This window comes from Microbacterium neimengense, from assembly GCF_054782995.1.
Window position 1 is genome coordinate 886,261 of sequence record NZ_BAAGRK010000003.1, and the last position, 12,700, is coordinate 898,960.

General features: G+C 69.9%; 15 protein-coding genes. 8 read left to right on the forward strand and 7 right to left on the reverse strand.

All coding sequences use genetic code 11. The features are described 5' to 3' along the window. Positions 1-94: 94 nt before the first annotated feature. Entirely contained in the window at positions 95-619 is a 525-nt protein-coding gene (gene uraD / locus ACYVJS_RS06970; protein ID WP_460739022.1) for a 2-oxo-4-hydroxy-4-carboxy-5-ureidoimidazoline decarboxylase, read from the forward strand. Then, positions 616-948: a hydroxyisourate hydrolase gene (gene uraH, locus ACYVJS_RS06975; RefSeq protein ID WP_460739024.1), complete on the forward strand. Its 333-nt coding sequence runs from the start codon at positions 616-618 to the stop codon at positions 946-948. The genes uraD and uraH overlap by 4 nt, the downstream gene beginning before the upstream one ends. A 149-nt stretch (positions 949-1,097) precedes the next feature. Here uraH and ACYVJS_RS06980 read toward each other — a convergent pair whose 3' ends face one another. From ACYVJS_RS06980 to ACYVJS_RS06990, 3 genes are all read right to left on the reverse strand, one after another. After that, the gene (locus tag ACYVJS_RS06980; RefSeq protein ID WP_460739026.1) at positions 1,098-1,787 is read right to left on the reverse strand and encodes a hypothetical protein; all 690 of its coding nucleotides are present in this window, start codon (positions 1,785-1,787) and stop codon (positions 1,098-1,100) included. Further along, positions 1,787-2,977, reverse strand: a complete 1,191-nt coding sequence (locus ACYVJS_RS06985; RefSeq protein WP_460739028.1) for a hypothetical protein — start codon at positions 2,975-2,977, stop codon at positions 1,787-1,789. The genes ACYVJS_RS06980 and ACYVJS_RS06985 overlap by 1 nt, the downstream gene beginning before the upstream one ends. A 122-nt stretch (positions 2,978-3,099) precedes the next feature. Next, positions 3,100-3,960, reverse strand: coding sequence for a GIY-YIG nuclease family protein (locus ACYVJS_RS06990; protein WP_460739030.1), 861 nt, complete (start codon positions 3,958-3,960; stop codon positions 3,100-3,102). A 159-nt stretch (positions 3,961-4,119) separates the two neighbouring features. On the opposite strand from ACYVJS_RS06990, the gene ACYVJS_RS06995 reads away from it, so the two are divergent. Both ACYVJS_RS06995 and pstS read left to right on the forward strand, forming a co-directional pair. Continuing rightward, a complete protein-coding gene (locus tag ACYVJS_RS06995) occupies positions 4,120-4,311 on the forward strand; it encodes a hypothetical protein (protein WP_460739032.1) in 192 nt (63 codons plus the stop codon). A 118-nt stretch (positions 4,312-4,429) separates the two neighbouring features. Next, the gene (pstS, locus tag ACYVJS_RS07000; protein WP_460739034.1) at positions 4,430-6,004 is read left to right on the forward strand and encodes a phosphate ABC transporter substrate-binding protein PstS; all 1,575 of its coding nucleotides are present in this window, start codon (positions 4,430-4,432) and stop codon (positions 6,002-6,004) included. A gap of 148 nt (positions 6,005-6,152) precedes the next feature. Here pstS and ACYVJS_RS07005 read toward each other — a convergent pair whose 3' ends face one another. Beyond that, positions 6,153-6,923: an SDR family oxidoreductase gene (locus tag ACYVJS_RS07005; RefSeq protein ID WP_460739036.1), complete on the reverse strand. Its 771-nt coding sequence runs from the start codon at positions 6,921-6,923 to the stop codon at positions 6,153-6,155. A 114-nt stretch (positions 6,924-7,037) separates the two neighbouring features. Between ACYVJS_RS07005 and ACYVJS_RS07010 the strand changes: the two genes are divergently transcribed. Together ACYVJS_RS07010 and ACYVJS_RS07015 are read left to right on the forward strand one after the other, a co-directional pair. Then, positions 7,038-7,388 (forward strand): PadR family transcriptional regulator, encoded by a 351-nt coding sequence (locus ACYVJS_RS07010; RefSeq protein WP_460739039.1) that lies wholly within the window; start codon positions 7,038-7,040, stop codon positions 7,386-7,388. Further along, positions 7,385-7,906 carry a hypothetical protein gene (locus tag ACYVJS_RS07015; RefSeq protein ID WP_460739041.1) on the forward strand — a complete coding sequence of 174 codons (522 nt, stop codon included), beginning with the start codon at positions 7,385-7,387 and terminating at the stop codon, positions 7,904-7,906. The genes ACYVJS_RS07010 and ACYVJS_RS07015 overlap by 4 nt, the downstream gene beginning before the upstream one ends. Here ACYVJS_RS07015 and ACYVJS_RS07020 read toward each other — a convergent pair. Beyond that, positions 7,903-8,268, reverse strand: coding sequence for a bleomycin resistance protein (locus tag ACYVJS_RS07020; RefSeq protein ID WP_460739043.1), 366 nt, complete (start codon positions 8,266-8,268; stop codon positions 7,903-7,905). The genes ACYVJS_RS07015 and ACYVJS_RS07020 overlap by 4 nt on opposite strands. Positions 8,269-8,412: 144 nt before the next feature. Here ACYVJS_RS07020 and ACYVJS_RS07025 point away from each other — a divergent pair, with 144 nt between their 5' ends. Continuing rightward, complete coding sequence (locus tag ACYVJS_RS07025; protein ID WP_460739045.1) at positions 8,413-9,255, forward strand: helix-turn-helix transcriptional regulator; 843 nt, start codon at positions 8,413-8,415, stop codon at positions 9,253-9,255. Between the two features lie 39 nt (positions 9,256-9,294). Here ACYVJS_RS07025 and ACYVJS_RS07030 read toward each other — a convergent pair whose 3' ends face one another. Continuing rightward, entirely contained in the window at positions 9,295-9,717 is a 423-nt protein-coding gene (locus ACYVJS_RS07030) for a hypothetical protein (protein WP_460739047.1), read from the reverse strand. Positions 9,718-9,806: 89 nt separating this feature from the next. Next, positions 9,807-10,925 carry an NAD(P)-dependent alcohol dehydrogenase gene (locus tag ACYVJS_RS07035; protein ID WP_460739049.1) on the reverse strand — a complete coding sequence of 373 codons (1,119 nt, stop codon included), beginning with the start codon at positions 10,923-10,925 and terminating at the stop codon, positions 9,807-9,809. A gap of 221 nt (positions 10,926-11,146) precedes the next feature. Here ACYVJS_RS07035 and ACYVJS_RS07040 point away from each other — a divergent pair, with 221 nt between their 5' ends. Then, positions 11,147-12,517 carry an HNH endonuclease signature motif containing protein gene (locus ACYVJS_RS07040; protein WP_460739051.1) on the forward strand — a complete coding sequence of 457 codons (1,371 nt, stop codon included), beginning with the start codon at positions 11,147-11,149 and terminating at the stop codon, positions 12,515-12,517. Positions 12,518-12,700 lie beyond the last annotated feature (183 nt).

Below are 12,700 nucleotides of genomic sequence, written 5' to 3' on the forward strand. Positions count from 1 at the left end.
TCCACATTTCGCAAATGTAACTGTTACCAACATTCCCGACGCCCGCTTCCGGCGAGTCACGTGGCGGCAATGCGGGCTGGGTAGGGTGGCGCGCATGCAACTGGACGAGTTCAACGCCCTCGATGCCGCCGAGGCATCCCTGGTCGTGTCGGTGTGGGCGGCGGTGCCCGGCTGGGTCGACGCGATCGTCGCGGCGCGCCCCTACGCCTCGATCGATGCCCTGCGCTCCTACGCGGGCGACCTCGCGGCGGTCTGGTCGCGCGCCGACCTGGATGCGGCGCTCGCCCACCATCCGCGGATCGGCGAGAAGCCGGCGGGATCGGGCGCCGAGGCCGATGCCTCCCGGCGGGAGCAGGCCGCGATGGCGAGCGCGGCGGACGATGTCGCCGCCGCGATCTCCGCCGGCAACCGGGCGTACGAGGAGCGCTTCGGCCGCGTCTTCCTCATCCGCGCCGCGGGTCGCAGCCCCCAGGAGATGCTCGCCGAGCTGCACCGCAGACTCGACAACGACGACGACACCGAGGCCCGCGAGGCGACCGCCCAGCTCGCCGAGATCGCGCTGCTGCGCCTGGACTCGACGATCGTCGCCGACCGGATCGAGCCGGAGGAGGCGGAATGAGCCAACTGACCACCCACATCCTCGACGCGACCGCCGGGACGCCGGCGCCGAATGTCGCGGTCACCCTGCACCGGCATCTCGAAGGCGGGGGGATCAAGAGCGTCGCCGAGGGATTCACGGATGCGGACGGCCGACTCGCGATCGGCCCGGATCTTCTCGAGCCGGGCATGTACGCGCTGACCTTCGCGACGGGGGCGTACTTCGCCGATCGCGGCGTCGAGACGTTCTACCCGCTCGCGACGGTGACCTTCACCGTCGCCGACCGGCCGCACTACCACGTGCCGCTGCTGCTGAGCCCGTTCGCCTACTCCACCTACCGCGGGAGCTGACGCGCCCGGTCGCCGGCGACCGGCGACCAGGCGCGACATCTGCACGACGCATGGTGCGGATGTGAACGTCCGGGGCTGGAGGGGCGGCCTCCGCGCAATCGGTCGTGCAGACGTCCCCCGCGTGACCCCTCCGCAGCGACCGCGACGACTCAGCGCCGCAGCTCGAGGACGAAGGGCACCGCGAAGCTCGCGAGCGCCACCGCGACGGCCGCGATCACGAGCCACACCGGCGCGCCCAGAACACCGAGGACGAACCACGCGAGCAGAGCCGGAAGGGCGAGGAAGAACACCCCGGCGGCCAGCGCGAACACCCACCCGAGGCACCCGATGACGAACATGCCGGCCGCCGCGAGCGCGAAGACGCTGACTCCCCCGGTGTACCCCGAGGTGTAGCCGTTCGCCCACCGCACGCCGCCGATCTGCACGCCGAGCGCGAGGACACCGACGACGAGCACGATCCATCCGCTGACTCCCCCCGCGAGCAGACCGACGACGACCCCGACGCACACGACCAGCGACGTGATGATGACGGTGCGCAGGAAGTGCGTGGCCACGAGGCGCATGAACCTCGTCCAGAGCCAGGACCAGCCCCAGGCGGGAAGTGCCAGCAGGCCCACCCACCGCGCGGCGGCGAACCGCACCCGCGGACGGATCCGCACGGACGCAGCGAGCGTGATCGCCACCCAGCCGAGCGGGACGTGGACGAGGCCGACGAGCACGACGGTCGACTCGTCCACCCGCCCCATGGCGGCGAGCGGAAGCGCGATGAGTACGACCGTCGCCAGCAGCAGGTACGTCGCAGGCAGCCAGGACGGATGCGGGCGGTACAGCGAATCCATCAGCGAGCGTCGGCGGATGCGGCCGTGTCCGTGTCCGTCGAGGGGAAGCGCTCGCGCAGGTCTTCCACGATCGCGTCGACGATGGCCGCAGCGAGCTCTGCGCCGTCCGCAGGCCAGTCGGAGGCCTTCCGGCGCTTCGGGTGCCATCCGCGCTTTTTGAACGACACCGACTCGGCCCCTTTGGCCGTCTTGCGCCCGAACCAGGCCGGCACGTCGCCGTACTGCGACGCGCCGAAAGAGTAGGCGGCGACAGCCTCCCCACCCGCGGGTGCGTAGGAGAACTCGAACGCCAGGGCACCGCGGCCGACCTCTCCCTGCCGCGTCGACTCGCGCGTCCGGCGCATCTCGACGATGCCGGCATCGAGAAGCCGCCGATCGGTCACCGGCTTCGACTCGGCCGGATCGATGCCGCCGGCGAGTCGGTGGCCCACCGCATCCATCAGCGTTCGCGACTGCTGGTACGTGTCCTCCGTGTCGGCGATCACGAGCCTGGCCTGCTCGCTGTTGAGCGACACTTCCGGGAACCGGCGCTCGCCCACTTCCGGCTGTCCCGCGGGGCGAGGACGCCAGAGTTGCCACCCCTGCACCCGCGCCGGACGGCGGCGACGGATGCTGAGGTCCGACCGACGGCGCCAGCGCGTATTCCCGAGGGAGTACTCGAAGACCTCCGCGGCGAAGCTCGAGTCCGACTGCGTGCCCGCCTGGGTCCACGGGAGGAGTTCGTACTGACGCATCTCGTCGCCGGGCGAGTTCTGCGCGTGACGCAGACTGATGGTGAGTGCGCCGTCCTTCTGATTCACGGGCAGCAACACGTAGTCATTGCCCTCACCGACCCACGGCGCCTCCCCCGCGCCATCGGTCATCTGGCGCTCCTGGAGGGTCAGGAAGTGCGCCCCGGGCGGGACGATCGGATAGACGGCGGTTACCGCATCCGTTCCCTCCGCGTGCACGTCGATGCGCACGTCGCGGGCGACCTGTTCGGACTCGTTGACGATGACGATCCCACGGACCCCGGCGGAGCGGATGCGGTCGTGCGGCACCACGGTCCACGCCACCACGCGAGCCGCCTGCGCGGCCGCGGTGCGGCGCATCTCGAGAACGAGGGCGAGCACAGCGATCGGCACCGCGAACGCCGCGATCACCGTCGCGATCTGCGCCCAGAAGTCCCAGTCGACGTTCCCGTCCGGCATGCCCGTGTCCTCTCGCCGTGCGTCATGACGCATCGACGCTAGGTGCCACGGAGGGTGGGACCCCGCCGCGGAGACCACTCCCGGACGAATCCGGACATCGATCCCGGCGCGCGGACGATCGCTCAGTTGGCGTTGAGACCGTGGGCGCGGCTGTCGAGGGCGAGCTTCCAGAACGACTCGCGCTGCAGAATGGTCTCCGCGCGGGTCTTGGGGTCGAAGATCTCGAGGATCGAGTACTGGAAGTGTTCGACGATGTGCCCGTCGCCGCGCGTGAGTGTGAGCAGCTCGAGGTCCCGGTTGCCGCCGGAAAGGTTGGCGAGGTGCGCGTAGCCCGCCCAGCGCTGCCAGAGGCCGTTCGCCTCGCCCGACGCCGAGCCGATGTAGAGGCGCCCGTCGCTGAGGTCGGTGATGACGTAGACGCCTTTCACACTGGAAAGGGCGTCCTTCCAGCTCGGTTCGTCGTTCGCGATGATGCGCTGCAGATCCCGGTGGCGCAGCCGCACGTTCTGGTACCCGGGGAAGGCCCCGAGCTTCACGTCCGGGGCCAGCTCGTACACCTCAGGGCCGAGGGGGCCGTCCTGCAGGTTGTCGTAGGAGCGGAGGTAGAGGTTGCGACCGATGGGCTCGTTCAGCTTCACGATGAGGCGCTTCGCGTACTCGGAGTATCGATCGAGCGGGGTGAGCCGATAGCCGTCTTCGCCGAGCGTCTCGGGAACGGTCGGCTCGACGCGGAAGAAGCCACCGAACATGAAGTACTCCGGCCCGTAGGGGTAGTACTGCGCGAACGCGAGAACATATTCCGCGCGGCCCATATTGTTGTTCTGCTGTCGCGAGCGATACCGCGTCATCGCCAGCCAGGGCTCGGGGTCGTCGGCCATCAGCAGGTCATAGGCGGCGGCGCCGCCCACGCCCGCACGGATGTTGAACTTCACCTTCGTGCGTTCGGGTGCGGGCACGGGCAGGAAGTCGGCGAATCGGATCACGGCGCTCCTCGGGGCTCTGCCGGGAGCCTACGGTCGGGTCGGAGACCGAGGAACGTTCGTGGCCGCATCCCGGACGAACCCGGACTTGCGCGCGCTCCCGTTCCGAGCCGGCGGAGACGAAACGCCCCACGCGCACCCGCGGGGCGCTACGCTCACCGCATGTTGGGGACCATCTCTCGCGGCGTCGCGATCTTCATGCTCGTCTTCGGACTGCTCGCTCTCGGCGTCTCCGTCGCGGGCCTCATCGTCGAACCGACGGTCTGGCTCTGGTTCTCGCTCGTGCTCGGTGTGCTGCTGACCCTCCGCGGGATCATCGGGCTCGTGCGGGACGAGACCTCCTCACGCGGGTGAACGGCGCAGCGGGAGCACGGACGTGGCTGGCGGATGAACGGTCGACGACCATCCGGTGATCGACTGCTCTCAGGCGCTCACCGCCCCTAGCGTGTGATCGTCTGGGGGAGGATGCGTCATGCGTTCACGGTCATGGCACACGTTGGTGGCGCTGGCTGCATCGGTGGTTGTGCTCGGGTCGATGCTGCCGTTGAGCGCCCAGGCCACGACCGCCGCACCCATCTCGGGTTCGGGATCGACCGCCGTCCAGAGTCTCGTCGACGCCTGGCGTCGCGACCTCTCGGTCACGAGCGGGCAGGCCGTCGCGTACTCCGGAACCGGCGCATCCGCGGGCCGGGCGGACTTCATCCGCGGCAGCGTGGACTTCGCGGTGAGCGAGCTCCCTTTCCAGCGCCAGCCCGAGGACGGGTCCGCGCCGGAGCTGCCCGACCGCGAGTTCACCTACGTGCCCCTCATCGCCGGCGGCACGGCAGTCGCGTACAACCTCCAGATCGACGGACGCCGCATCACCGACCTGCGTCTGTCCGGGGCGACGGTCGCGGGCGTCTTCGCCGGCGACATCACCCGATGGAACGACGCCGCGATCGCCGCGGACAACCCCCGGCTCGAGCTTCCCGATCAGTCGATCACCCCGGTCGTGCGGTCCGACCGATCGGGGTCCACGGCGCAGTTCACGGCCTGGATGGCGGCGCAGTACCCGCAGATCTGGACCCACGGGGCGACACAGCTCTTTCCGGCGACGCTCGGCTGGAAGTCACAAAGCGGCTCGGTCGGGGTGACGGGCTACACCTCGTTCAGCGCGGGGTCGATCACCTACGTCGAGAACGCCTACGCGCACGGCGCAGGGCTCCCCGTCGCGGATCTGCGCAATGCGGCCGGCGCATACGTCGCGCCGGATGCGGCGAACGTGCAGACGGCCCTCGGGGCCGCGAGGACCGTCGACGACCCGAGTTCGCCCGACCACCTGACGCAGGTGCTCGACGACGTCTACGCCAACCCCGCGCCGACCGCGTACCCGCTCTCGAGCTACACCTATCTCATCGTCCCGACCCGTCTCGGGGGCACGTTCACTCCCGAACGCGCCGCCGCACTGCGCGCCTTCGCCGCCTACGCGATCGGCGAGGGCCAGGCCGCCGCGGCGGGCCTCGGGTACGCGCCTCTTCCCGCAGCGCTCGTCGCCGCGGGGCGCGCGCAGATCGCCCGCATCCCGGCGACGCAGTCGCCCGCCTCGGAGATCGGCATCGAGGCCGACGTACTGTCGCCCCACGACACGGAACTCTCGCTCGAGGTGCCCGCATCGACACCGGCGCAGCTCGACGCGCCGCAGATCGTCGACGGCCGTTCGGTCTCGACGGGCAATCTGACCACGTTCGCGGTGGTCGACGGTCGCGCACTCAGCCGGCCGGGGTACACCGTCCACACCACGATCACGGACTTCTCCTCCGGGTCCGCGGAGATTCCCGCCGAATCGATGACGGTCACCCCCCGACTCGAACCGGGGAGCACGGCCATCGGCGTCGTACCGGCGGCGGCGTTCGCGGGCTCCGCGGCGAGTACGGTCTTCGCGAGCGCACCTGCGGGCTCCGGCGTCGGCACCGCGGTGCTGGGTGCCGGGCTGCGCCTCGCCGCCCCTCAGGGATCTCCCGGAGGCACCTACCGGGCCACGATGACCTTCACAGTCATCTCGCGCTGATCCCCGGCGAAGCGGCGCACCGCATCCCTGCGTCGACGCACGCCCGCGGCGCCGGTAGCGCGACATCTGCACGACCGGCGGTACGGGAGTGAACAGATGCGGCATATGAGGCGGCATCAGGGAATTCGGTCGTGCAGATGTCGCGGCGTCATCCCTGCTTGCCGTGCGGGTCGGACTGGTTGAGCGTCCGGACGACCTGGTCGTAGTCGCCGCGCGCCTCGCCGTACCGCAGGAACTTGACCCGTTCGACCTGGATCTCCGGGGCGTCCGGCTCGTCGCGCAGCAGGTGCATGACCTCGTCGGCGAACGCATCGAGCGGCATCGCGAACGCGCTCTCGCGCTGACCCGGCAGGAGGTCGGTCGCCACGGAGGGCGGTTCGAGCTCCTTCACCGCGACGGACGTTCCCACCAGCTGCAGGCGCAGCGACTCGCTGAGCATGTGGATGGCCGCCTTCGACGCGTTGTAGCTGGGAGTCGCGGCGAGCGGCGCGAAAGCGAGGCCGGACGAGACCGTGATGATCGTCGCCGACGGCTGCGCGCGCAACTGTTCGATGACCGCGGCGATGAGCCGGATGGGACCCAGCACGTTGGTGGTGACGGTCTGCTCGGCCGAGGCGAGGAAGCCCTCAGGGGTGGTCCAGTCCTCGACGTGCATGACGCCGGCCATCGTGACGAGCACGTTCAGGGAAGGGTGACGTTCGATGACGGATGCGGCGGCGGTGCGCACGGAGGCCGCATCCGCCGTGTCGATCTCGACTGTGTCGATGCCGGGGTGCTCCTGCGCGATCTCCTCGAGGAGCTGCCGGCGCCGGCCTCCGACGATGACCGTGTTGCCGGCCTCCTGAAGGCGGACGGCGAGCGCCAGGCCGATGCCGCTGGTCGCGCCGGGGATGAAGACGGTGTTTCCGGTGATGTCCATGTTCCGAGCGTCGCCGGAGTCGACGCATCGGGGAAGGGAGCGGTCATCGGGGGATCGCCGATCCCCCGATGACAGGGGATGGCGGACGCCTACTATTCATGTTTCACTATTAGTGTGTCACGGATACAAGCTCGGCAGGAGGCGCAGCTCACGCGGGCGGTGCTGCCGCTGCTCACGCTGCAGCTGATCGATGCCCGGGAGTCTTACGGCTACGAACTCGTCGAACGGCTCGCGGCACTCGGCCTGGATGCGAGCACGGGGCTCGTCTATCCGGTGTTGAACCGGATGGAGCGCGACGGCTGGGTGACGACCACGTCCAAGCCCTCACCGAGCGGACCGCCGCGCAAGTACTTCTCACTCACCGCGGCGGGGGTGAGCGCCCTCGCCGACGCGCGCACGCAGTGGGAACAGACGGCCGCAGCGGTCGATCTGGCGACGAGCGCCTCTGGAAAGGAACGCACATGACCGGCTCCCGACTCACCCGGCGCTCGTCCGGCCTCCGCACATCCCTGTATCTGATGCGCCTGGACTGGCACCTCGAGGCCGTGGCGCCCGCATCCGAACGCCGACGCATCGTGCGATCGTTGCGTGAGGAGCTCGACCAGGATCCGCGCCCCCTCGAGGCGGCACTCGCCGACCTCGGGTCGCCGCGCATACTCGCGGCGCGATACGGCGAGGGCGGGCGGCGGCGGCCGCTCTGGTCGATCGGGGTGCTCACTGCAGGGTCCGCGCTCTTCGGCTATTGGGTGGTGTTCCTCACGTTCGCCGGCGGGATGCTGGCGGTGGTCGACGCGGCAGCGCCCATGAGCGCCCAGGCACGCTTCCTGTTCGTCCCGGTCGTCGCGTTCTCGAACGCGGACGGGATCGGCATCGGCTGGTCCGGCGGGGTGGAATGGCTTGTCGTTCCCCTCGCGGTGATGGCGATCGCACTCCTGGTCGGCGCACGGACCTGGCGCCTGTTCCGACGCGAAGAGCTCGCCTAAACCTCGTTCTCGATGAGATTCAGCTGCGTACCGTCGAGATCGATGAGGTGCGCGACACGACGCCCCCACGTCTGACGGACCGGAGCGTGGAGCCGCGGGCACCCGTCGGCACGCTCCACCACGCCGCTCGCCCGGACAGCGGCATAGAGCACATCGAGATCGTCGACACGCAGGCCGCACATGAACGAGCTCTGCGCCGGATCCAGCTCGGCGGCAGGAAAGAACTCGAGTTGAAGCTCGCCGCGCTCCAGGATCAGCCACGCGGTGTCGCGGTATGTCGGCCGGAACCCGAAGCCGCCATAGAACGCGACCGTCGCCTCGAAGTCGCGTGAGGGGAGGTGGGGAACCGCGCGGTCGCTCATGCGTCGGACCCTAACCGCGCGCTCTCACCCGCTCAAGCCCTCCCGCCCTTATCCCTGCAGGTCGGCGGGATGAGGGCGATGCCGCGTCACGGGCGGATCGTCGATCCCTGGTTCAGGATGCCGCGCGGCGCACACAATGGACGCATGGATCGCGTCGCTCTCGCCGACTTCCTCCGCTCGCGTCGCGAACGGCTGCGGCCTGGCGACGTGGGACTGTCGGCGGGGCCGCGTCGGCGCGCGAGCGGCCTGCGCCGCGAGGAGGTGGCGCAGCTCGCCGCGATGTCGACCGACTACTACACGCGCCTCGAGCAGCAGCGCGGCCCGCAGCCGAGCACGCAGATGCTCGCCTCGCTCGCGCGGGCGCTGCGGCTGTCGGCGGACGAGCGCGACTATCTCTTCCGCGTCGCCGGTCACAACGCTCCCGACCGCATCCTGGCTCGTGACCACGTGGCGCCCCCGCTGCAGCGCGTGTTCGACCGCCTCGCCGATACGCCGGCCGTGATCATCTCGTCGCTGGGCGAGACGCTGCTGCAGAACCGGATGGGCGCGGCGCTGCTCGGCGATCACACGGGAGCGAGCGGGTGGGAGCGGTACGAGGCGTACCGCTGGTTCGCGCATCCGGATGCGGCACGCGCCCGCTATCCGCTCGATGACCACGAGCGGCAGTCGCGCGCGCTCGTCTCGGGTCTTCGCGCTGTGCTCGCGGTCGAGGGACCACGTGCGCAGGCGCTCGTCGACGAGCTGCTGCGGATCAGCGACGAGTTCGCCGCGTTCTGGGAGCGGCAGGAGGTCGCGCGTCGGTTCAGCGACCACAAGGTGCTCGTACACCCCGAGATCGGACCGATCGAGGTGGACTGCCAGGTCCTGTTCACCGAGGACCAGTCGCAGGCCCTCCTCGTACTCACCGCGGAGCCCGGCTCGAGCGACGAGGAGAAGCTGCGCCTGCTGGATGTGGTCGGCGTTCAGGAGTTCGGCGGCGTCGACTGACGGCCCGGCGCTGGTCGCCGAGCGCCCGAGCCGCTCGATTCACCGAGCGCGCATCGACGCGAGGCGCCTCCGATACCGCGTGAGGATCGACCGTTCGGGATCTGCATCCGGGGCCGGTGGATGGTGAGCATCGACATAGTCGAAGACCTCCCGCCAGGCGCGACGTGTGCGCTGTGGGTCAAGCCCCGCGAACACGACGGCCAGTCCCGCGAAGGAGATGACCGCGACACAGAAGAGCAGGACGACGACCAGGTTCGGAAACGACCAGCTTTCGGTGAGTCGGGGGACGAAGCCCATCGTGGCCACGACCAGGGCAGTGGCAGACACCGCGACCGCCGTGTTCACCTGGGCTTTGCCGGCGAGCGCGATGCGCGCCTGCAGGCGTTCCTCTTCGGACAGAGACCCGTAAGCCATCACGTCGGCGGGTGTGGGCGTGCGCCGGAACTCGAACGATGTGACCATGCCGCCACGATCTCAGGAGGTCCCGACGCTGCGCCGTGACGTCTGCACCCTTCGTGGGCGACCGGCTGAAGCCGCCGGTCGCCCCCCGATCAGCGGGCGGTCAAGGGCATGACCAGGACGGCCTTGACGGCTGCGCCGGACTGCGTGTCGGCGATCGCCTTCTCGATCTCATCGAAGGGGTAGGTCGTCACGAGGGTGTCGAACGGGAACTCGCCGGCCTTGTACATGGCCAGCAGCTTCGGAATGAAGGTCTGCGGCACGGCATCGCCTTCGATGGCTCCGACCAGGGTCGCGCCGGAGCCCGAGAACAGGGCGACGGGAGCGACCGCATCCGGCTTCGGCACGCCGACCGTCGCGATCTTCGCACCGAAGCGGGCAGAGGCGACGAGGTTTCCGATGACCGCAGGGATGGCCGTCGTGTCGAGCGCGTACTCGGCTCCGACGCCGCCGGTGGCCGCCTTGATCTGGTCGACGACGTCGTCCGCCTTACCGTCGACGAGGTGCGTGGCGCCGAGGCGCTTCGCGGCCTCGAGGCGCTCGGGCAGAACGTCGACGGCGACGATCGTCGTCGCCCCCGCGGCCTTCGCCGCCATGATCGCCGACAGTCCGACCGCCCCGGTTCCGCTGACCACGAGCGCGTCGCCCGCGCCGACGCCGAGCGAGTTGAGTACGGTTCCCGCGCCGGTCTGGACGCCGCATCCGAGCGGACCCACGAGCTCGAGGGGCACGTCCTCGTCGATCTTCACCGCGTTGCGCGCCGCGACCAGTGCGTGCGTCGCGAACGACGACTGCCCGAAGAAGCTGCCGACGACCTCGCCGCCGTCGGGGAGAGCCATCGTGCCGGTTCCGTCGGCGCGCACGCCGCCGATGTTGAGGAGCATGAACTGCAGGCAGTATGCCGGGCGTCCCGCGAGACAGTTCTCACAGCGACCGCACGAGGCGAACGACACGGCGACGTGGTCGCCCTCGACGAAGCCGGTCACGTCAGCGCCGACGCGCTCGACGATGCCGGCACCCTCGTGTCCCAGCACGCGCGGGAAGGCGCTCGGGATGTGGCCGTGCTGCACCGCGAGGTCGGTATGGCACAGGCCGGCCGCGACGATGCGGACGAGCAGCTCGTCGGGACGGGGATCCTGGAGCACGACGTCTTCGAAGACGAACGACTCATCGACTCCGTTGAGCACGGCTGCGAGGGCGGTGGTGGACATGGCAAACCTCCTGAGAAAACTCAATGCGCACGTATGTAACCGTGCGCAACGTCAGGCTACGCCCGCCCCCAGGAGCAAGGATCCGAGACCGCTTCTCAATTTCCCGGCCCTCGCGCCCGCGCACGGCTGGTGAGCATCGGTCGTTGAGCAAGCGCAGCGAGACGAAGCGCGCCCACCCGCGACCACGCCGCGATGTCGGAGGCCCCTCCTATTCTTAGAACATGTCTTCGAAGGTTGCGAGCGTGGTCGGTCTCTCCGACGCGGATGCGGCGGCGCTCGCATCCATCGCACACCAGGTGGATACGGCGCAGGCCGAGCTTGCCGCGGCGCAGGCTCGTCTGGTGCGCGCCCTCGCCCGCGCGGAGGAGCTCGCGTGCCGGATGAGCGACGGGCAGAGCCGCTCGGCACGGGGCGCAGATATGGCCCACCGCGCGATCGCGAGCGAACTGGCGGTTCCTCTGCGGATCTCCGACCGCACGATGCAGCGCCGGATGGTCGAGGCGGCCGAGCTCGTGACGAGCTATCCGGCCACCGTCGACGTGTGGGAGGCGGGGCTGATCACGCAGGCGCACGTCCGCGTGATCAGCGAGAGCGGCGGCAGTCTTCCCGCGCACACGCGCGCGGAGTTCGAGCAGTACGCGCTCGTGCGGTGCGAGGAAGACACCGCGGGCCGCGTACGCACCAGCGTGCAGATGATCGCGGAGCGGCTGCATCCGCGAACCCTCACCGAGCGCCACCGCGACGCGGCCGAGAAGCGCGCTGTCACCGTGCAGCCGCTCGACGACGGAATGTGCGAGCTGACCGCCACCATCCCCCTGCTGCTGGGTGACGCCATCCACGACCGCCTCACTCGCATGGCCACCGTCATCCACGATGCCCGACGTACTGCCGCGCAGCGACTCCGCACAGGCGGTGACACCACAGACGAGATCGTGGCGTCCGACACGCGGACGATGGATCAGGTCCGCGCGGATATCCTCGCCGACCTCCTCCTGAGCGCGGCCCCGACGGCCGATCCCACGGGCGATGGCGACCAGCCCGGCGCTCTCGGCGCCATCCGCGCCCACGTGCAGGTCGTCGTGCCGGCCCTCACCCTGCTTCACGCATCCGAGCACCCGGCCGACCTCGCCGGGCGCGCCCCGATCGATGCCCACACGGCTCGGCTCTTGGCGGGAACCGCACCCGGATGGGATCGCCTCCTGACTCACCCGGTCTCCGGCCAGGTGCTCGCCACCGACCGCTACCAGCCCACCCCCGACCTTCGACGTCGACTGCGCGCCCGCGACGCGCATTGTCGGTTTCCCGGATGTCGGGTGCCGGCCATCCGCCACGAGCACGACCACACGCACGACCACGCCCTCGGCGGGCGCACGAGGCTCGAGAACCTCGAGGGCCTGTGCCAGCGCCACCACTCCATGAAGCAGTTCACCGGCTGGCGGGTGAAACAGGTTCACGCGGGCGTGCTCGCGTGGACCTCGCCCCTCGGATACACCTATATCGACGAACCGCCGTCGCCGAGCGTGCACTTCATCCCCGAGTACGGTCCGCCGGATACGTGCCACCCGCCCGAGGAACCACTCCCGCCCTTCTGAGCCTGCGTCCTGCCGGACAACCGACCGCGCGCACGCAGTAATTCGGCGCGCGCGGCGTCGAGGAGACGTGTCGAAAGCGGGCCGCAGCGATCGGCGGCGAGGAGCCAGGCGCCGCGGGTGCGTCGCAGAGATCGGGAAGTGTGAGTCGCAGAGATCAGCGGCGAGGAGCCACACGTCGAGAAC